A 22,238-nucleotide genomic window follows, 5' to 3' on the forward strand; every position below is an offset into this window, starting at 1 on the left:
AGTCCCCCGCCCGACATGTCTAAATAGACATGAAGGACGGGAGACCCGTGGTGCCACCTTCGTTGGGGGAGTTCCCCCCACTCATCGCGAACGATCATTCGCTGTCCTCGGTAACGGGAGGACCCGTCAGAGCCTACGTATCGGTCTGAACGCTCAAAAGCCCATTCACGCAAGACACGTCACCGGTTCGCATCGACCACCGGCTTTCTGGAGACGTCCCTTCGCGCTACTCTTCTTTCTCATCGCGAGTTCGTATGATGTTATCGTTACTTTAACGGGATGACGTGATGATGTCAATCTTTGACGTGTTTCATTTTCGAAATATTTTTGTAACACGATTGAAACATTTTCTAACAGATCTCGTATACTATATCCAAGGTGATTCACCTAATACTTGGAAAAGAGGAAAACAAATGAAACGATTGGTGCAACGGACTGTTGCGACATTGCTCGCGGTCCTACTTATCGTCTCGCTCGTCCCGCCGCGCATCCACGCTGATGCCGGGGCCGGAATGAAGCAAGCGACACTACTTGAAGCCGGGGAGGCTGTCACGTTCACGACGGGCGTCGACCCGGTCAATACATACTGGTTCAAGATGGAGCGAGGAGCTCCGAGCCAGATGACCCATATGGAAATCGTCATGGAGGCGACGAAACTCACCAACGTCTCGGTCTATCCGAGCGCCGATATGGCCGGGAAAGACGATACGTTCTATCCGTACCGTGCGAGCGCCTCGAAAGAGGACGGCAAAGCGACAATCCATCTCCCATATGCATGGGAAGGACCATACTACGTCAAAGTCGAGTACATGCCGATGGAGACGCCGGACATGTATCCACCGGAAGAGGAGATCTTCTCACTTGAAGAAGGAGAAGAGCCGAGTGAAGAAGGAACAGAACCGAGTGAAGAAGGAACAGAACCGCCAAGCGAACCGGACCCGTCGGAGTTCGCTTCAGAGATCAACCTCGTCTACAACCCGGTCAAATTGCCGGTGAAATATGAACAGGCAAGCGGCGATATGTGTGCCGTCGAATCGATTTTAATGCCGGCAAGTGATCAAAAGACGATGCTCGAGCTGATTCGACGTGTCCAGACGGACGTGCTCAACCAATCAGAAGAAGGGCGGGAACTCGCGGCACTCTACTACCGTGCCTCGCCTTACATCATCAAGGCGATCACGTTCGACAAGACGAAGCGTCAGGCGGCGTATAACGACCTGGTGACACTCAAACCGCTTTTGACAGCTCTCGTCGAGCGAAAACAGCATACAGTGTCGTCGAAAGAGTCAGCGGCCATCAACCGGATGCACGCCCTCGTCAGTCAAAGCGTGCCGGAAGGATTGAAGGCGGACATCGCGTCTGTCGCAGGTCTTGCCGGGATGGATGAACTTGCGGGAACACCGCTCACGGACGTGTTCGACCGCATCGGCGTCACCGTCAACGTGACGGACGCCCCGCGTTATATCGTCAAATACAAGTCGTCACCGAACCAATCGATTGGCAAGATGAACGCGATGCGTGATGTCTCGGCCGAACGTCTCGCCATCGGTTCACCGGGTGACCAATTCGCGCTCGTCGATGTCGAAACGGCGTCAGCGAAGACGAAAGCGTCGGCACAAGCGGTGCTCGAGTCAGACCCGAACGTCGACTATATCGAGCCGATCGAGACGTACTCTGCATTTATGGCGGACCCGAGCTATAGCTATCAATGGTCGGTCAACAGCCGCTCTGTGTTGAAACCGTTCGGGGACGCGGGCATCAGCCTTGATAAGTACGAGGCGCTCAACTTGAAAGCCCGTACCGTCAAAGTTGCCGTTCTCGATACCGGTGTCGACCACCGCCTTCTCGATTTGAAAGGGAAAGTTGATGTCCGAAATGGGAAGAACTTCGTCGACCCGAACGGGGAAGGCGACGCAATCGATGACCACGGTCACGGGACGCACGTCGCCGGTGTCATCGCGGCCGCTCAAAACAACGGCACGTCGATGCGGGGGATTGTCCCGAACGTGTCCATCTTACCGGTGAAAGTACTTGATGCCGGCGGATATGGGGAGACGGATCAAATCGCACTCGGTATCAAGTATGCCGTCGACGCCGGAGCGAAAGTCATCAATATGAGCCTCGGCGGAACAGAAAGCCGCACGATCGGTTATATGTTGAAGTATGCGCATGACCGCGGTGTCATTATCGTTGCAGCAACGGGGAACGACGGACAGTCTCGCGTCTCGTATCCGGCGTCTTCGAAGTACACGATTTCGGTCGGCGCGACGAACACGTTCGGTCTCGTCACGGACTACTCAAACTACGGAGTCAATGTCGACGTTGTCGCACCGGGTTCAAAAGTCGCGAGTCTTGTTCCGGACGGTAACGTCGTCTATATGGACGGGACGAGCATGGCGACGCCACACGTCGCATCCGCTGTGGCACTTCTCGTCTCGCAACACCCGCGTGTGACAGTCGAAGGCGTCCGGACGATCTTACGCCGTTCGTCGGAGCCGCTCGCCTTCACGGGTGGAGACGCACCGAAAGACCCGCGTGAATATGATGGTATGCAAGACGTGTTAGATGGTTTGAATACTCCGCTCCTCCCGTATTATGACGTCGTGAGCGGTTACGGGAAAGTGAACGTCTACCGGGCCGAGTCGATGCTTCAACTCGCGCCGAAGCCGGAGCGCATATTTGATAACGCGCCGGTCTTCAACGTTTCCGCAAAATCGGGAACGGTCGTCAACGTGTATAATAAAACGAAACGGATCGGCTGGGGAACGGTCAAAAACGGCAAGTTGACGATGTCGCTCGCCCCACAAAAAGCGGGAACGGTACTTCGTGTCACGTATACGAACGGGCCACTCTTCACGGGAGAACGTGTCGTCGTCGCCAAAGGGCTTCGACCGAGTGCCCCGAGCGTCACAGCACCTCGTGCAAACGCGAAACAAGTGACCGGGAAAGCGCAAGCCGGGATGACCGTCGTCGTGCGTGACCAGAACAAACGTGTCATCGGCAAGTCGAAAATAGCATTGAACGGCACATACGTGGCGAAGACGCGAGCCTTGAAAAAAGGTGAGCGCTTGTCTGTCCACGTTGAAGACGTGACGAAGAAAGTCAGTAAAATCACGACCGTCACCGTCAAATGAACGAACGAAAACCGGCTCTCCATAGAGGGCCGGTTTTCGTATGCGTCAAAAGATTTCGGTATTCAAATAATTGACGGACACTTTCAAATTGCCGTTCATCTTGCGGAGCTCATCGATCACTTGCTTGTCTTTGACACCGTCCTTGTTTTGGACGATGTAGACGAGCTGGATCATCGTGCCGAGGTTCGTCGTCTCGACCGAGCGAAGCGCGTAGTATTTATAGTGGGCCGACAAGACACCGTCGAACGCCGTCTCGTCGTGCAAGTTTTCAGGCACCGTGATCGACAGTCGCTTCTTGTCCGAGCCGCCGCGACCGAAGTCGAACATGTACAACACGATGATGATGACCGACAAGCTGACGGTGAACAGGATTGCGAGTATGTAGAAGCCGAGCCCGCATGAGATACCGGCCGCCATACCGAAAAAGATGAAGGCGATGTCTTTCGGGTCGCTCATCGCGCTACGGAAGCGGATAATCGAGAACGCACCGACGAGACCGAAGGCGACAGCAACGTTGTTGCCGATGACGATCATGACGACCGACACGGTGACGCCCATAATGATGATCGTCTGGACGAACGATTGCGAGTAACGGGCACCTGTATGCGTCTTTTTATATAGGTAGGCGATACAGAGCGTTAAGATGAAGCTGAGGAAAATGGCGGCCGCCGCCTCGAGCACGGTTAGTCGGGACGTAACGTCGGCGAGCTGGCGGACTTCGTTAAAAATATCGGTCATGACAGAATCCTACCTTCACTTGAATTTTCTTTGTCTAGCAGTTCGACACTCGTACAGAACTTCGAGACGCTTTGCTTGTTACACTCGAGGTCGGAGAGAAGCCGTGCGAGCCAGAACGGCACGACCTCAGACACTTTCACTTCGAGGACGACGAGACCGGGATCGATGAAATGGTACCCTTCCGGCCCGTGCTCGATGCGAAGATCGTCGTTTCGGCACATGAGGTTATAGTCGAACGTGACACGCAAGTCATGCTCGAACGTGCCCGAGAACGCTTGGCGGTCGTAACTGACGACCGTGTGCGGCAATAAATTATATGAGTGCTGAAAATGGAGTGCCTCTTTTAAGATTTGCGGGTTCGACGCCGCGACCGCCTCAATCGGTTTGTTCGGGTCACGCAAAATATCGTACGCTTCGTGGAGCGGCAAAATCGTCCGGCGCTTGTTGACGACGTTTTTGAATTTCTGTTTTACCTCGATGAACGACATACTGCCGAGTTCGGCCTGATCATAGACACGGAGCCGCAGCTTTTGGCGGAACGGGAGCTTGTTGCGCGTCTCGTAATAGATCGCCTTGTCGCTTGAGTCGAAATAGAGACTGACGATATTGTATTTACCTTCCGGGTTGCCGTACGTGTCGTAATGCATGTATGGCATGATGAGCTCACGCAGCTCGAGGTATTTGGCGAAAGTGATTAAATATTTGATTTCGTATCGCTTGAAGATCTCTTGGGCCACGGTGTCACTCCTTTATGGGGATTGTTAATTATTTGTTAAGGTCTGTGTTAGAATTCAAGTATACTGTTACAACACACGAGACGCAAACGAAGTTATAGATCAGGAGGCCTGTATTATATGAAGGGTTTAAAAGTTGGGATTTTGGCCGTGCTCCTCGCCGGGACATGGGGTGGGATGTATTATCTTGCCGAGGAGCAAGCGACCGCGGGCGCAGCGTTCGAGCAAGCGCTCGCCGAACAATTGAATATCCCGGTCGGCTCATTCAACCAAAACAAAGTGCGTGGCGTCACCGAGCTCGACTTGTCAGGATACGGCCTGACCGACTTGGCCGGCCTCGAGCATTTTCAGTCGCTCGAGACGCTCAACTTGTCGGGGAACCAATTGACCGACGTCACAGTGCTTGAGAACCTCCGTTACTTAAAGACGCTCGACCTCAGTTTTAACCAGCTCAAACAAATACCTGAGTTGCCGGAAACGCTCGAGTCACTCGACCTCGAAGGGAACGACGTCAGCGATTTAGCGTTCTTGCCGGAGTCAGACACGCTGACGACGTTGAACGTACGGGATAACGACATCGATGCGCTCGACGTATTACCGGAGCGGACGCCGAACGTGACTTATCTCAATATCCGCGGGAATGCTGTCGCCTCGGTCGAGCCACTCCGCGACATGGCTGCGCTCATCGACGTCAACTTACGCGACAATCGCATCACTGACATGTCACCGCTTGAAGCATTAGCCATCACGGAACGGCTTTATGTGACGGGCAACGCGACGCATGACTATGCCGCGCTCGATTCGATTGCGGAACAAATCGTCGACCGTGACTTCGAGATGTTGCCGGATCGTCCGGTGTTCTCTGTTGACAGCGGCGTAATTTCTCCTGGCACCGAGCTCATACTCGAGGCAACACCCGGGAGTACGATCTATTATACGATCGACGGAAGCGACCCGACACCGGAGTCGATTCGATACAACGGACCAATTACACTCGATCAAGTGCTGACGCGTGACGTCGCCGTGCTGTCGAACAACCGGACGGCTACGAACCGTGTGCCGCCGACACTTGGGCGCGGGGCTTCCGAGCGAGCGCTCACCATCCGTGCCATCAGCGTAAAAGATGGGGCACAGAGTGCACGTGCGACAAAGACGTATCTACTCGACTTTGATTTGTTCACGTCGAACTTGCCTGTCGTCTCGCTCACGACTGACGCAACGAATTTGTTCGATTCGGCAATCGGTATTTATACGCCAGGTGACGCGCCGGACGGACCGCTCGAGTTTGGTCGCGGTAACTTTTTCGAAACGGGACAAGAATGGGAGCGACCAGCCCACGTCGACTATTTCGAGGGCGGGGAGCACGTTTTCGGACAAGACATCGGTATCCGAATTCACGGTGGCTTCTCGCGTGGACTCGCCCAAAAGAGCCTCCGACTTTACGCGCGGAGCGAGTACGGACAGAGCCGCTTCTATCACTCGTTCTTCCCGGGTAACGACGAGGTCGAATTCAATCGTCTTCTGCTCCGAAATGGGGGGAATGACTGGCAAGGGGCGATGCTCAGGGACGCCTTCATGCAGGAATTGCTCAATGAGCGTTCGCTCGACTTCCAAGACTACCAACCGGTTGTCGTGCTCGTGAACGGTGAATATTGGGGACTGCAGAATTTACGGGAGCTATATTCCTCAGACTACTTTGAAATCAAATACGATATCGACGAGACGGAACTCGTCATTCTCGAGGCCGATCGGGATATGCCAGAAGGTTTTGTTATCGAGGCGGGACGAGACGCCGACCTCATCCACTACCGGGAGATGGTCCGCTTCGCCGAGACGAACGATTTGAATGATCGCACGACATTTGAGGAGCTCGAGCGGCGAATGGACGTTGATAATTTCCTCGAGTACGTCGCCTATCAGGCGTTTTATGGCAACCTTGACAGCATGTTCAACAACTACGTCGTCTGGAGGAAGGCGACCGAGTTCGCGGATGAGACACCGCTCGGACATGATGGGCGCTGGCGCTGGGTCGTCTTCGACCTCGACCAAGGGTTCGCACAGCGACTTCCGCTCGACGAGAGCGTGAACTACGACATGTTCACGTATTTGACAGGGCCAGAGCCTGAGCATGCACTGTTCCGATCGCTCATGAGGAGTACGGAAGGTCAGGAGCGCTTCGTCCGGCTCTTCGAGGAATTGCTCAACGGACCGTTTACTTCCGAAAACATGGTGGCGAAGCTTGACGAAATGTCGGGTGTGATCGCCCCCGAGATGCCGAGACAAATCGCGAGATGGGGAAATATCCCATCTGTTACAGCGTGGGAAGCCGAAATCGCAGAGATGCGTCAGTTCGCCGAGATGCGGCCGGACATCGTGCAACAACAGCTGCAAGCTAGATTTGGAGAAGGGGTAGCGGAATGATGAAGAGGTATTCGTTCGGGGCGTTCTGAGCTTGATCTATGATATGATGGACGCGGAAAGGAAGGTACAGCTATGGAAACACTCAACATGAAACAACTTTCTGACGACCGGGCCTCGCTTCAAACCGCGGGCGACCTTGACGCGATGCGGGGCATCATGCACGATGAATTCCGCTATGTCGACTCGAGCGGGCGTCAGTTCGATAAAGAGACGTTTTTAGACCAGTTCGTCGACCCGGCCGCCGTCCAATGGATCGCCCAAGAGACGGTGACGTTCGACGAGACGATCAAAGGTGAGCTCGCTGTCGTGCAACTGTTGCTCGAGGAGCGGTTCATCCTTGGGACGAACGCTTACGAGGGCCGATTCTGGGCACTGCACTTGTACGTGAAAGACCAGGACACGTGGCTCTGGCAAGGCGGACAAGCGACGATGATTCACGAGACGTGATCAGGCATCTCCAGCGATGGAGATGTTTTTTTTGTGCACCGAAGAAAATTGTGCACCTAAAATAGAAAATTATGTACCTATTTTTAAAAAAATACATTAAAATAAAGTTGTTGTCTAATTCGATACATTATTTAGGAGGAATTCATAAAATGAAACAACCGAAATACTTAGCGCTTTTCCTCGCCGGGACACTCGTCATCGGTGGCTTTACACCGACGTTCGTCGCGGCTGAAGGAGACACGACGACTGTCGCCGACGTGACGGCACCTGCTGCACCGGTCGTAGCGGCACCGTTCCATACGTCGACGTCACTCACGATTCAAGGGGAGATCGGTGCAAAAGCTGAAATCCTTGTCGCTGGGAAAACATACGAGCGCGTCATCCGTACGAACGGTGAAGCCGTGTTCACGATGTCCCCACAACCAGTCGGCCGCGTCATCGATGTCCGTTTAGTCGATGCGAGCGGGAACGCAAGCGCTGTGACACGCGTCATCGTCGCGGAAGACCCGGCGGCACGTCCGGCGGCACCGGTCATCAACCCAGTCGATAACTCGGCTCGTGCGATCGAAGTGAAAGGTACACCAGGACTCGCCGTCACTGTGACGGTCGGGGGCAGCACGTTCAACGGCTCGTTCGACGCGAACGGGAACTACCGCCGTGTCATCGCGCTTCAAAAAGTCGGTACCGTCTTGACGGCGCAGGCGAAGACGGCGAACGGTGCGATCAGCGAACTCGTCAAGTCGACGGTTGTAGCGGATAAGGTCGCACCGAGCAAGGCGCGCCTCACGCAAGCGGTCACGACGCTTTCGAACGGGATTGCCGGAACGGCAGAGCCGCTCGCGACGGTCATCGTGACGATCGACGGGAAAGCGTACACGGCCCCGGTCATGTCGACAGGGAAGTTCGTTCTCCCGATCCCGAAACAACCGCTCGGCAAGAAGATGTCGCTCGTCGTCCGTGACGGTGCCGGCAACCGTAGCGCATCAGAGACGCTCACGGTCCAACACGCACTCTTCAACAACTTCCACCGTGTCAGTGACGAAGAGGGAAATCGTATCGTCGTTCATAAGGAAGTGTTCGCAGCAGACGGCTCGGTCCGTTATGACGAGACGTTCGCGCCGCTCTTCTTTGACCGTCCGACAAAAGTCAACATGGGATTCTTGTTGAACTACATCGCAGAAGACGGTGAGCCGCTCGAGTTCGAGAAGCTCCGGATTCGTGTCGGTTCGGCATCGTTCGTCCACACGATCGACCCGTATGACGTCGAATACTACGAATATGAGGATGGGACGGTCGAAGAGTCTTACTTGTTCCAACCGGATGCGAAGATGATTGCGTTCATCAAGCAGCACGTTCGTCCGGAAAACCGGATCGTCGTCACAATTGAAGGATATGACTATGACGTCGAATGGGCCCTTCTCGGTGGCGAGAAGCGCGCCTTCATTCAATCGCTCCAATACGCGGGTTACTAATATAGAAGAAAGACGTCTTTCATAAGCTACGGACCAAACCGGTTCGTAGCTTTTTTTGTGTATAATTTGCAATCGGACTAGTCAAAATGTATTCCCCAAATTTCAAACTAGTCTTATTGAATCAGTTTTAAAAGTTTGGTCAATGTAAAAATAAGGGTTAAATTATTCCTTATTTTGATACAATCTAAAATTAGACATGGTAATTATATGAGAAGGTAATAAAAGTAAAATTAAATACATTTAAAGGATTAATCATATCGAAAAATGTCGAAATGGCGTTATATCGGCGTTTTTCGACGGTTTTCGACATTTCAAAAAGTGGGGAATGTGATATTAAATTATCTCACAAACTCCAAAATTCAAAATCATTCCCATTTTTGCGAAAAAAAACGCTTGTGCTGATTGGAAGCGTTATGTATATTATGGATGTAAGGTTTTCCAAGTTCATACTTGGTAAATTGTTCAAGATTCACATCTTGAAAAATACCTATCAGTTTAAGTGAAACTCAAGACCTAAAGGATCAGGTTGCATAAGTCGTTCGAACGAATGGCGTATACATATGGAATCGTTTAGTGGGGGGAGCGTAGCTTGCAAGCTGGTAGAGCAAAATCGCAACATACCAAAGGGAGGATTTACACAAGATGGCAAAGAAATCATTCAAGCTAGTCAAAGCGTCAGCAGCACTTGCTGTGACGGCAGCAGCTCTTACTCCGGTAATGGCAGCAGAAGCTTCAACAGCGAAAACTGTTGAACTCAAAGCAGAGGTAGTACTCGGCGGCAAGTTCAAAGAGGCACTCGCGCTTAACACGCCTAAAGGTGTAGAAATCAAATGGGGCAAACACCTCGTAACAGCAATCAACAAATGGCAAACAGTTAAAGGTCAAGGTTCTGATGGCAAGACTTACATCAAAAAACTTTACCCACGTAACTACCCACTTTACGTCATTGAACAAGATCTTGGCGAAGTGAAAGCTGGTTCTGAACTTGTGAAGCCATCGATTCGCGTCATGTACCGCGACGGTAAAGTTTACACACAAGCTCCTGAGCGTTTCACAATGAGCTCTACTTACAACACAAAAGATGCAGGCGCACAAAAAGTCCTCATCTCGTACAACCATAACGGAAACCGCATCACTTCGTTCTTGACTTACACAGTTGTAGCAAGCGAAGTTGCATTCTCAAACGTTGCTTCTTCAGTCGACCAAGCAAAAGAAGTTCTTTCTGTAACTGCTGACGTTGAAAACGCTAAAGAAGATACGAAGGCAGATGTTCTCATCTACCCATTCAAAGATGCTTCTAAAGCAATCCCGGTTGCTGCAACAATCAAAGATGGTAAGTTGACTGCTAAGACTCCAGCTCTTCCTGCAGGAACTCACTCATTCGTCATCAAGTCTGGTGAAGTAATGACTGCAGAAACTGCTTTCACAGTTGAAGCTACTGAATTCTCAGTGAAGCCAGTTAAAGTTGACCAACTTGAAGTGAAATTCAACAAAGAAGTTTCAGGCGTTGAAGCTGCTGACTTCAAACTCAACAACGGCCGCTACGTTACTAAAGTAACAGTTGACGCTGACGACAAGTCTAAATTGCTTCTCACACTCAACGCAGACTTGGTTGACCGTGGCGAGTACACGCTCTCAGTTAATAACTTCTCAGTTCCATCTGGTGAAGTGACAACTGCGATCGAAAAAGACTTCGAGTTCGAAGTTGCTGCTGCTGCTTCAGTAACACTCACGAAAACAAACTTCCTTGATGGCGATGACATCTTCAAATCTCTCGTTGTCAAAGACAAAAACGGCGTTCTCTTGTCAAACAAAGATCTTACGCTTTCAGCTACTTCGCCAGTGTTGAACACAACTACAGGGAAGTTCACATTCTCTGAAAATGCTGCTCAAAACACGTTCTTCGTTGAAGTTAAAGCAATGGACGGTTCGAAAGTCTTGGCAACTACAGGCGCTGTCAAAGTAACTGTATCTAGTGCTCAAGAAATTGCAGCATTCGATGGCGTTCACATTTCTAATTCTGGTAGCCTGACAGAAGCTCAAGCAGTAACGGCATACGAGACAGCCAAGAAAGCAGGCAAACTTGATACGACAATCAAACTCTCTGAGAAGAACCAATTCTTGGATGTGTTCGTGAAAGATGTATCTGGAAATATCCACATCCTCACGAAAGCTAACTCAACGTACACGAACTTGACACCAGCAATCGCGACAGTATCTAAAGACGGTGTCATCACTGCTTATGCAACTGGAACGGCTAAAGTTAAAATTGTGAGCGGCGACTTCGAGCGTATCGTAGAATTCTCAGTTGTAGCTGACTCTAAGATTGCTGACGCTAAACTTACTACTACTTCACTCAGCTTTGATTCTGGAAAAGTAGTAGCTGGTGATTCACCGAAAACAGTTGGAATTGACTTCATTGACCAGTACAAAGAAGCATTCGACGCAGTCATCGAAGCTGATGGAGACGTTAAAGTTGGTACTTCTAAAGTTGGTACACTTGAAGTAAAATCAAGCAACACAAACGTAGCGACAGTATCACTCGACGCTAACGGTGCTGTTGTAGCTGAAGGCGAGCGTAACGGTACTGCTACTGTAACGATCACGTTCAAAGACAACGCTGGTAAAGTTGTATTCACGAAGTCGGTTGCTGTTAAAGTATCTGAGTTCGACGCAACAGTCGCTTCTTACGACCTCGTTCTCACATCGGCGAACACGTCACTTGATGCTGACGTAGATGTCGCACCAGCTGCGAATGATAATTTCGTGTCATTCGAAGTCCGTGGACTTGACAAGTATGGCAACGTCATCACAACTGTCGACAACGCTAAAGTTGACTATGTTGTAACTTACTCTTCAGCTGAAGATTTAAAATCTTTCAATGAACTTGATGGGGTACTTGAATTCAAAGGCGACGCTGCTGTGAAGTTCGCTTCTTCAGGTAAAGCAACGATCAAAGCACTCGTGAACGGTGTTCAAGTTGACACGATCTCAGTGGACTACACAAACACTGACTCTGTAGCGACGAAAGCACAAGTCAACACAGCGATGCGCACAATCGACGCTTCTGACTTCGGTAAATTGACAGTCGATAACCTTCTCTTCGGTCAAATCAAAGACAACAAGTTCACATTCGCTCCTGCTGTAACGGTCGTAGACCAGTTCGGTAAGACAATTGATTACAAAGGATTTACACAACTTTCAAACGGAGTTTTCGTTGACATCTCACCAGTTGTCACAAACTTGGTTGGTCTTGAGTACAACAAAACAACTGGAGAGCTTACATTGGCTGACAAGCGTCTCTCTGGTACTGCTACAATCGTCGTACCACAAATCACAACTGCTGCAAACGGAGATCTCCTTTCTTCGCCAGTATCGTTCGACGTAAAAGTCGTTCAGTAATCGTTGACCCTCCCTTAGGGTTAAATAGAGCAAAGTCTTCGGACAGAGCCATCTTGTAAACCGGTAGTGCTTCGGCACTGCCGGTTTTTTCTGTGCTTTGCACAAAAAACTATTCCCCTTTTCTAAAAAAGCAATTATACTTTTTTTGTAATAAAAAATATCATTTCCCATAATTTTAAGAAAAGAGGAAAACATACGTGAAACGAATTATCTATTTGTTGGCGCTTTTCTTGGTTGCCTCCGGCTTCGCTTTGCCAAGTGCGAACGCCGAGACAACCAATGAGCCGATCCCAGGGCACCACCGGATCTCAAACAGCCCTTACGTCTTACTAAACGACTGGACGGCGCTATATGAGCCTGCGACCGGCGAGCGCATCCCGCTCGAGGAGACGCTAGACATTATGCGTTACCATGACGTCAATAGCTTCGCAAGTATTGATGGTGACCACGTCGTCATCTTGAGAAGTTGCTCGGGTTGTTCCACGACGAGTTACCTCATCGGTTTTGATGGCAGCGTCACCGCTTTCTGGTTCGATGAAGACGACAAATTGCTCGGGGCGGATGTTGAAAATGATCGTTTGCTCTGGTACAAAGACGGCAAGACCGTCATGACAACACTCAACCGAGACGTGATTTGGGAGAAAGACCTTGGTACACGTTACGTGTCGTTGTCGACAGATCGAAAAACGGTGCTCGCCGCGTCGAGCCACCTCGAGACGGTCGACCATGTGTCGGTCGAGACGGGCGCGACGCTCTTTACTCGGACGTTGCCTCGCCAACTGAACCCGATCAACAAAGTGCTCACGTTCGAAAAGACGACCGTCTATGTGACAGGTTATTCGAACGAGGCCCACTACATTTACAATGAAACGACCGGTGCGGTCACCTTGACGACACGAAATCACTCACGGACCGAATATGCGATGTCGAACGGGGCGCTGCACTGGACCGGACAAAAAGCTTACTCGGTGCACGATGTGACGACCGGCGAGACCGAGACGTACCAAACGGACACCGTGCCGCGCGTCTATAACGGCGTCCTTGGCTTCACGGATCAGACGATGCCGATGGCGGATTACAAAAAGCTTCCGACGAAACTCGAACTCGTCGTCGACAAGCGCCAAAATCGCGAAGGGGACACGACGATTTATACGAAGCGTGACTACCCGGTCTATTTGAGCGCGACTTACCTGGACGGGACGACCGAGTCCATCTCGATTGAACGAGCGAAGAAAAATGGCCGTTATGAGCTGTTGACGTCGCCGTTCAATCGGAGCTATGCGACGACCGTCTATTACGATTTTGTTTATCTGGGGAAAGTATTTAGCGGTAGTTTGAATACGACAGATGAAGGGACGGTCAGTTTAAATCGATTTGGTCTTGCTGGTGAAATTGTCGGACAGACGTCGCCGCGGGCAAGTGTCACCGTCCGTGTGTTGAAGTCAGAGACTGACGTGTTGACATACACGGCGAGTGCTGACGCGACGGGTGTCTTCCGTATGCAGACGGAGCGCCTGCTCCCGGGGACACCGCTCACGGTGACGTCGAATTCGAGCGGGACATACGTTTATCGGAAACCGTTCGTCGTGCCGACGCCAAATCCGGAAGCGAACACGATCACGGTCGTGAGCGATTCAGCGGAGGCAGGTGTTGTCTTCAAGACGGTGCCGAACGGGAAAATCGATTTGTACGTCATCGAGTATGCGCACCGCTACTATGACACGATACAAGCGGACGCGAACGGTATCGCCCGTGTGACCGATACGGTCGACCCGATCGCCAAGGGTGTCGAGATCCAGTACGCGCCGGCCGGGACGGAAGGAGCCGAGAAGAAGCTCGTCGTCTATGAACGAGCCGAACCGGTATTCAGTCTAGCCGGCACGCCGAACGAAGGAGATACGACACTCACGATATCTTCGACGGCAAAATTGACGACGTTCACACATTATATCAACGGAAAACACGTCGGGAATGGGAAGACGGTCTCGTTGACGACGCCATTAAAAGACGGGGACGTCATCAAAGTCGTCGCCAAAGCCGGTGACCGGGAGAAGACGCTCGAACATCGTGTCGCCGCAGTTGGTCCGACCATCCTCCAAGTGACGGACGTTGCGATGACGGCGACGCATACGGTCGTCAGTGTTCGCCGTGACACGCGCGCTGTGCTCCAATTCTTCATCAACGGGAAGTTGACGACGGCGACACCGGTCTCATCGACACGCTTCACGGTGCCGGCAAAACCGGGCGACATCGTCCTCGTCCGCTTGACACGAGGCGGGCAAAAGCTCGACACACGCCTTGCCCTCCCGCAAGTGACGTTCAGCAACATTCGTCTCCACGATGAACAGAAGACGTGGGTCGGCATGGTGCTCCCGAACAGTCGCGTCACGTTGCAGAACGGGACGAAACAAATCACGAGCGGCAAGAGCTCATCGACGGGCCGTGTCGTCATGAGCTTGGCACCGCAACCGCTCAAGGCGAAGATCACGCTCGTCAGCACACGCGGTGTCTATCGCTTCGTCCAGACGGTGAACGTGAAGGCGGGTCTTACCCCGGTCATGAAGGTCGCCGCCCCGACGAGTACGATGCGCACGCTTACGGTGAACTCGAACGTCGACTACGGCACGATCACGGTCCGTCGCGGAACGACGCTGATCGCGACGAAGACGGTGACATCGAAATCGACACCGGTCGCGATTGCGGCACAAAAGTCAGGCACACGCCTGACCATCAAATTCACGACGCCGAAAGGGCGTACGCAGACGGTGTATGTGACCGTCCGCTAAACCGAAAAACGCCTGTCCGAATTGAAATCGGGCAGGCGTTTTCTTGTGAAGAAAAACGAGGCGCGTGAAGCACCTCGTTTGAAAAATTAATTGATGACCATGACAGACAGGCAAGACGTCGCCGCTTTGAGGCAGTCGCGCTGCGTATCGTATTTGGCTTTGACGTTCGGGAACCATTTCCAAAGCGCTGCCGAGTCGAGTGAATCGATTTGTTGGAATGGCTCGGCCAGCTTCGCTTGCTTACTGACGCGCAGCGTGAACGAGAATTCGGATGTGGCTGACTGGTGCAAATCGATCTCCGCGAGCCGCTGTAAATTTCGTTTATATGTGAATCGCTCGGAACAAGGGAGAAAAGTTGTCATGACCGCACCTCTTTCTATCAGTTTCTTCCACATCAGTATACATTTATATCCATAATTTGTCGCTTCTTTTTTTGTTTTTTTAGGTTGTGATTTTGGATTAATTGACGTTTACTCTTTTATGAATTCCAAATACAAGGAATTGAATAGTTTTACGAAATTACGTTTCAAAAACATAGATATTAAGGGATTCTGACGAGTATATCCTTGTAGCCATACGCTTGAATCCGAATCGATTTTCCTTTGCTCAATCCGTAACTGCCGGCCGCGAGGTATGTCCCTTTGTTCCAATCGCCGGCATCCGACACGTTGCCCACCGCGAATTGGGTCGGTTCATCATAAGTCCCGCCTGTCTTGAACTGTTGAGCGTGTTGTAGCCATGCCTGGTCCGACGAGCGGATGAAGATGTACCCGCTGCTCAGTTTGACTTCGACTTTTGGTGCGGGTTTTTGAAAAGCATGCAACGGTTGTCCGTTCACTTTGACGATGCCGAGACGTCCGTCGACATCGGCGACTTCGACGGAGACGATGTGCCGCTTTCCGTTTTGGATGGACACGTGACGGTACAGACCGGGTGCCTCGTATGGTTCAAGAATCATTTGACTGTCAAGGGTGCCGAACTGATGCAATTTCGGATTGGAATGCGTCCGCTTGAAGGCAATCTGTTCGAACTGACCCGTTGGACCGATGAGCCCGATCAACTCGTATTGATAAAGATCCGTTCGGTCGGTCTTCAAATCACGAAGCGGGCGATCGTGACGGACGAGGATGTCGTTGTCGTTCGCCAAGACGAACGGGTGATCATACGTCGTTGTGGCGAGTGAGGCGTTCACGTCGAGGATGAGCCGCTGCCAAGACTCAAGCGTCCCCATCTCGATGCGTGTGTTGGTCGCTTTCGCGTTCGTCTCGAATGCGAGTCGGTATGAGGGGAGGGCGTCGTCCGTGACGTGTTTTAAACCGAGCTGCGTGAACCATTGACGTAGCGTCTTGTCATCGATGGTTCGATTCGCCATCATCTCGGTCCAAGAACTGATTCGCCGCTCAGGGTCATTCATCCACCGCCCGCGAACGAGGGTCGCTCGCGGTCTTGTCCCGCGGATGAGGCCGAATTGACCGTCGAGCAGCTGATTGGCGTCCACACCTTTAAGGTTACGGACGACGGTCGTTTTTCCGAGTGTGACTTGGGCGTCCCGGTAGAGGCTCTCTAGGTGCGTGATCGTCCCATTGATTTGGACGTCGGCCGTGTAGCTGTGGGCGGACGGATATAGGTCGCCCATCCGCAGGACGAGGCGGTCGATCGTCGCTTTACCGGTGAGGGTGGCGCGACCTGTCAAGTCGACTTGCCGGAACGTTCCGTTCAAGCGCAAATCGCTTTCCCCGTAAAACCCTTTCTCATACGGTCTAGCGCCATACGTCGCGAGCTGGCGAACCGGGGCGGCCGCCGTGATCGTGACGGGCAGGTTCGGGAAGGCGTCAATCGGGACGACGAACGTGTGGATGCGGCTCGCCGCCGTGGCATCGATCTGAATCTGGGCAGCTTTAGGGCCGCGCAAATCAAATTTCAGCTCTTTATAGCCGGTCACGGTATTTCCGGATATGATCGGCAGTCCGAAGATTGTCTGCAGGGTGGCCACGTTTTTTTTGAAGAACGGCAGCAGCGGCGGGTCGATTTTATAGCTTTTCCCATAAATGCTGATCACCGAACCGCCTTTGTAAGAGGCGAACTGTGTATACGCATAACTTGGTGCCGGCAACGTGCCCGCTGCCGGTTTCGGCGCGGCGGTCTGCTTCTTGATGTCGCGCTTGGCGACGTAGCCTTTCTGCTTGCCGTATTGGACGTTCGACCAGCTGCCTTTATCGGACAAGTGGGTGACGACCTTGCCTTTCGGTATGGTGACGAGCGTCTTCGCTTTCGTCGACGCCGATTGCTTGAGGGCGACTTGCTTCACGGTCACATATGTTGCCTTCGCCGAGACGGCCGGCGGGAATACGCCGATGAGGAGTGTGGCGATCAAGGTGAAGATGATAAATCGTTTCATGGGACTGGACTCCTTTACGCATTTTCTTTCAGTATAGCAACGACCGGATGCGCAAACAGACCCTTTTGTCAGAAGGTGGAAATGAGTTATTTGGAAACGGAAATAAAAAAATGGTTCCCTTCATTTTGAAAAAGTTTCCTTATGTACGTGTTATAATGGTAAAAAAAGATAAATGGGGTATTCGATGAACACATTAATGAAAGGGACGCTTCTCACGACGGCGCTCGTCATGGCGTCGTCGTCTGTCGGGGCCGAAGCCGGCGCGCGTCCCTTCTTCACAGAAGTCGCGAAAGACACGACCGTCTATCGGCTCATGCCGGATAAGTCGATGAAGCCGATCGCATTGCTCGCGCCGAACAAGCGCTATGACGTCGTTGGCGTCTCGGGCGGGTACTATCAAGTCGAGGTCAATGGACGCCGTACATACGGATTGAAACGGGACATCCCGCTCAAGACGGCACTCCTCACGCAGGCGGTCGTCGCTGACAGTCAGTACGACCGTCTGCTCCACAACTATACGGCGCGCTCGGTGAAGCGTGAAGTGCCGTACTATTATGGTTTCTTGACCGAGGCACAGGCGGTATCGCAAGCGGACTCGGCGCTCAAAGGCAGTTGGCGCCTCGGTGCGGCACCGGGTCGACAAGCCGTCCCGGACATCGCGACGTTCGATTGGGAGCGTGACATTCGAGTCGGCGACTCGACGTCGTTCATGTTCCAGGCCCAGTACTGGATGGTCTTGAACCAAGTGACGATGGCGTACCATTACACGAAAGATGCCAAGTATTTGGCATACGGTAAACAGCTCGTCGAAGGGTGGGTCAAACAGTATCCGACAGCGCAGTATAAGCGTTATCCGAACGCCTATCATCAGCAAGGGACGGCCATCCGGACGTTCCACTTGATCAACTTTTGGAATCAATTTAAAAAGTCGCGTCTGAACAACGACCCGGCGTTCAGCGCGCTCGTGTTGCGCACGGTCGAAGGTCACGGTGACATCCTATCGACGCCGTCATTTTATCGTCCGCGCCATAATCACGGCATCTTCCAAGACATGGCGCTTACCGATATCGCCGAGACGTTCCCGGAACTCGAACGGTCATCGGAGTGGCGCGACCTCGCCGCGTTGCGTCTGACCGAGCAGCTCGACCACTCGTTGAGCCCGGACAACGTCCATCTCGAGCATTCGCCGGGCTATCAAGTGTACACGTATGAGATGCTGTACCGCTTCAATCGCTGGATCGAGGCGAACGCCTTCATGACGTCACCACGGCTCGAAGCCGTCCGACAGATGCCGGAGACGCTGACTCATCTCGTCAAGCCGAACCGGACGCTGCCGCTGTTTGGGGACACGACAGGCGAGCCGCGGACGATGTCGATGATATCGACGCTGCGCAATTATCCGCATCTCATGTATGCGGTAAGTGGCGGGAAGGAAGGGGAACGCCCGCTCGAACGGACGAAACAGCTCCATACCCAATACGCGATTCTACGTGAACATTGGGGTGAGAAGGAGCCGTTCGCTGATGCCATCTCCCTCATGATGACGGCCGGCTTCCATAATACGGCGCACAAGCATCAAGACGATTTGAGCATCGACTTGTACGGCTACGGCCGTGACTTCATCGTCGAGACGGGACGCTTCGGGTACACGACGCTTCCGCAGAGAAATGCAGCGGTGCACGTCAACGCCCATAACACGGTGAACACTGGCACCCGGCAATTGACGCTTCATCCGAGTACGATCGGTAAGAGCGGGATCGTATCGGTCGAGGAGACGGAAGGGTTACAACGAGCACTTGGATACAGCGAGTTGATTGGGCAGGATATGCACCATACGCGCAGTATCGCCCATGATCAAGCGGGCACGGTTATTGTCGCCGATACGATTCGGTCGGATTCGCGTGCCTCGTTCACCCAACGTTTCCACCTCGGTGTCGGGTTAGAACCGGTCGCGGAACAAACTGGTGAGATGACGTTCCGCGACAAAGAGGGACGCACTCTCCAAGTCGTTCAGCTTCCGGTCGCGTCGTCTGGTGCCATGAAACGAGAGTCGAGCTTTATCGCCTACCGTGACTTCGAGTGGGTGCCGCGTCACCAAGTCGTCTCGACGAAAACGGGTGCAGGGACATCGTTCGTCACGTTGTTCCACATGTCGAAGTCGGGGACGAACGTGACGTTCTCGAACGTGGTTGAGAATGATGCGAGTTATGTTGTCACGTATTCTCTTTCGGACGGACGCTCGCGGACGATTGAGATGCCGAAGGGTGAAGGACCGGTGTTGGAGCTTGAGGAAGTTGAAATATCAGAATGAGCGAGAGGATGCCAATCGGTGTCCTTTTTTTCAAAATTCAAAAGAAATAACGAAATATTTACAGAAAAGTAATTGTGTTATTCTGTGAGATTGCGTATCTTTAAAAGTGAAGTCTGTACGTGTTTTGTAATCGCTTCCATTGGCTTGAGGTCAGACATCTGGCAGTGGCGACGAAATGGCGGTTATGACTTCGGTTCGGTCGACTTATACATAATAGAGGAGGAACAGTGCATGTTGAATTCGAAGACACGCAAGTTTTATCAAGGGATGCTCGCGGCGACGCTCACGGCATCGGTGATCGCCCCAGCGGTCGTGACAGAGGCAGCCCCGGCCAAAAAAACAATCAAGTTGAAGGCGGCTTTCGTTGAGAACGGGGATCTTGACGCAGCGCTCGACAAGACATACCAAGGCAACAAGATCTATTGGTACAAATCGACAGTCAACATGGACAAGCTCGGTACATATCAAACGGTAAAAGGCTACATCAAGTGGAAGAACCAACACTTCGAGAAGAAAGTACGCGTCATCAACTATCCGAAAGCGATCATCGCACCGAAGGGTGAGTGGACGTTCAAGCACGGCGAGAAGTTGACTGGGCAATTGAACACGCTCCAAATCCAATTCGTCGACCGCGTTCTACGCCAACCGGTGAAGTGGACGAACTTATCGACTGACAAGATCGGTAAATTCACGGCGACGGCATCGTACACGCACAAAGGCCGCACGGTGACGCTCGACGTTCCTTACGAAGTAAAAGGTTTCGAACTCTCGTTCATGCATACGAACGACACGCATGCGTCGCTCGACTTTGCGGCGAACCGTGCTTCGGCAGTCAAAGAACTCCGTGCCGCTAACCCGAACCGCCTCTTAGTTGACGCGGGTGACGTCTTCTCTGGCTCGCTCTACTTCAACGAATTCAAAGGACAAGTCGATCTTAAGCTCATGAACTATATGAAGTACGACATGATGGTACCGGGTAACCACGAGTTCGACCTCGGCACAGAGCAAGGCCATAAAGAGTTGGCACAATTCGTCCGTTACGCGAACTTCCCGTTCGTCAGCTCGAACGTCGACTACTCGAACGATCAATACGTGAAGTCGCTCTTCCGTGATGAGATCGCGACGAAGCCTTACAACGGTCGCTTGTATGAAGGGATCATTCAAGAAGTCGACGGTAAGAAAGTCGGATTCTTCGGTTTGACGACGGAAGACACGGCGAACATCGCGAGCCCAGGACCGATTCAATTCCAAAACTATATCGACGAAGCGAAAAAAGCCGTCAAAGCGTTCGAAGACATGGGCGTCGACCAAATCGTCGCTGTCTCGCACCTCGGTTACGACGACAACCCGGCAATCGACAACGACCTCGAACTCGTGAAAAACGTCGACGGCATCGATGTCATCATCGGCGGTCACTCACACTCACGTCTTGACGCACCGGTCGTCATCACAGAAGGTGGTAACTCGACCGTCGTCGTCCAAGCGTATCAATACGGTGACTTCCTCGGTACGCTCGACCTCGTCTTCGATAAAGACGGAAAAGTCGTCTCACATGCCGGTAAGCTCATCGATGTGAAGACGTATGCACCAGACCCAGGCGCAGCCCGACTCCTCGCACCGTTCGCGGCTGAAATCGACGGCATCAAGAACGCTGAAATCGGCGTGACAGCGACTGCCGAGTTTGAAAACTTGCGTGACGCAGGTGACGTGACGAAGCCGAGCGTTCGTAAAAATGAGACGGCTCTTGGTAACTTGATCACGGACGGCATGCTCGAACGTGCGAAACAAGCCGACCCACAAGTCGTCGCGGCGATTCAAAACGCGGGCGGTATTCGTGCTAAAATCGATGCGGGCCCAATCACGACAGGCGAAGTGCTCACGACGCTTCCATTCGGAAACACACTCGCGGTCATGACGCTTCAAGGCAGTGAGTTGCTCGCGGCACTTGAACGTAGTGTCAGCGTCTATCCGATCGAGAGCGGCGGCTTCCTCCACATGTCTGGCATGAAGCTTGAGTTCGATAGCTCGAAACCGGCGAACAGCCGTGTCGTCAAGGCGCAAGTGCTCCAAGGCGAGACGTATGTCGACATCGACCCGGCAGCAACTTACAAGATTGCCACAAACTTCTTCGCAGCGAAGGGTGGCGACAACTACCTCGAGTTCAAGAAGGCTTATGAAGAAGGACGCGTCAACGACCTTGGTCTCATCGACTGGGAGATCATGCGTGACTATCTCGTGAAGCAAGGCGAAGTCACACCAACTGTTGAAGACCGTATCAAAGACGTCAAATAATGATTTTCGAAAGGACATCCACTGGGTGTCCTTTTTTTGTCTCCGTTTTGTCAAACAGATGATTTTGCCTTTTGAATTGAGCGTTTGCTATAATCAATGGGTG

Annotated in this window: 12 protein-coding genes and 1 other annotated feature; of the genes, 8 read left to right on the forward strand and 4 right to left on the reverse strand. The window is 52.3% G+C overall.

All coding sequences use genetic code 11. The annotated features are described in order from the left end of the window. Positions 1-29: 29 nt before the first annotated feature. Positions 30-252: a binding site (T-box leader), on the reverse strand. A gap of 161 nt (positions 253-413) precedes the next feature. Continuing rightward, a complete protein-coding gene (locus BJU60_RS08805) occupies positions 414-3,134 on the forward strand; it encodes a S8 family peptidase (RefSeq protein WP_070328517.1) in 2,721 nt (906 codons plus the stop codon). Positions 3,135-3,179: 45 nt separating this feature from the next. Here the strand turns inward: BJU60_RS08805 and BJU60_RS08810 are convergent, their stop codons facing one another. Both BJU60_RS08810 and BJU60_RS08815 read right to left on the reverse strand, forming a co-directional pair. Continuing rightward, positions 3,180-3,872 (reverse strand): DUF4956 domain-containing protein, encoded by a 693-nt coding sequence (locus tag BJU60_RS08810; RefSeq protein WP_070328518.1) that lies wholly within the window; start codon positions 3,870-3,872, stop codon positions 3,180-3,182. Next, positions 3,869-4,609, reverse strand: coding sequence for a polyphosphate polymerase domain-containing protein (locus tag BJU60_RS08815; RefSeq protein ID WP_070328519.1), 741 nt, complete (start codon positions 4,607-4,609; stop codon positions 3,869-3,871). Before BJU60_RS08815 ends, BJU60_RS08810 begins: the two co-directional genes overlap by 4 nt. A gap of 117 nt (positions 4,610-4,726) precedes the next feature. Between BJU60_RS08815 and BJU60_RS08820 the strand changes: the two genes are divergently transcribed. The 5 genes from BJU60_RS08820 to BJU60_RS08840 all read left to right on the forward strand — a co-directional run bounded on the left by BJU60_RS08820 (position 4,727) and on the right by BJU60_RS08840 (position 15,134). After that, on the forward strand, positions 4,727-7,027 hold the full coding sequence (locus BJU60_RS08820) for a CotH kinase family protein (RefSeq protein ID WP_070328520.1): 2,301 nt from the start codon (positions 4,727-4,729) through the stop codon (positions 7,025-7,027). Between the two features lie 72 nt (positions 7,028-7,099). Continuing rightward, positions 7,100-7,474, forward strand: coding sequence for a nuclear transport factor 2 family protein (locus BJU60_RS08825; RefSeq protein ID WP_070328521.1), 375 nt, complete (start codon positions 7,100-7,102; stop codon positions 7,472-7,474). Between the two features lie 149 nt (positions 7,475-7,623). Further along, positions 7,624-8,946: an Ig-like domain-containing protein gene (locus BJU60_RS08830; protein WP_070328522.1), complete on the forward strand. Its 1,323-nt coding sequence runs from the start codon at positions 7,624-7,626 to the stop codon at positions 8,944-8,946. 642 nt (positions 8,947-9,588) lie between these two features. Then, on the forward strand, positions 9,589-12,348 hold the full coding sequence (locus BJU60_RS08835) for a hypothetical protein (protein WP_070328523.1): 2,760 nt from the start codon (positions 9,589-9,591) through the stop codon (positions 12,346-12,348). A 197-nt stretch (positions 12,349-12,545) separates the two neighbouring features. Further along, positions 12,546-15,134, forward strand: a complete 2,589-nt coding sequence (locus tag BJU60_RS08840; protein WP_070328524.1) for a hypothetical protein — start codon at positions 12,546-12,548, stop codon at positions 15,132-15,134. An 86-nt stretch (positions 15,135-15,220) separates the two neighbouring features. Here the strand turns inward: BJU60_RS08840 and BJU60_RS08845 are convergent, their stop codons facing one another. Together BJU60_RS08845 and BJU60_RS08850 are read right to left on the reverse strand one after the other, a co-directional pair. Next, positions 15,221-15,496, reverse strand: coding sequence for a hypothetical protein (locus BJU60_RS08845; protein ID WP_070328525.1), 276 nt, complete (start codon positions 15,494-15,496; stop codon positions 15,221-15,223). A 179-nt stretch (positions 15,497-15,675) separates the two neighbouring features. Beyond that, entirely contained in the window at positions 15,676-17,532 is a 1,857-nt protein-coding gene (locus tag BJU60_RS08850) for an SH3 domain-containing protein (protein WP_070328526.1), read from the reverse strand. Positions 17,533-17,716: 184 nt separating this feature from the next. Between BJU60_RS08850 and BJU60_RS08855 the strand changes: the two genes are divergently transcribed. Together BJU60_RS08855 and BJU60_RS08860 are read left to right on the forward strand one after the other, a co-directional pair. Then, the gene (locus tag BJU60_RS08855; RefSeq protein ID WP_167615709.1) at positions 17,717-19,843 is read left to right on the forward strand and encodes a heparinase II/III family protein; all 2,127 of its coding nucleotides are present in this window, start codon (positions 17,717-17,719) and stop codon (positions 19,841-19,843) included. A gap of 231 nt (positions 19,844-20,074) precedes the next feature. Continuing rightward, entirely contained in the window at positions 20,075-22,135 is a 2,061-nt protein-coding gene (locus BJU60_RS08860) for a bifunctional metallophosphatase/5'-nucleotidase (RefSeq protein WP_070328527.1), read from the forward strand. Positions 22,136-22,238 lie beyond the last annotated feature (103 nt).

It is taken from the genome of Exiguobacterium aurantiacum (assembly GCF_001766415.1).
GTDB classification, from domain to species: domain Bacteria; phylum Bacillota; class Bacilli; order Exiguobacteriales; family Exiguobacteriaceae; genus Exiguobacterium; species Exiguobacterium aurantiacum_A.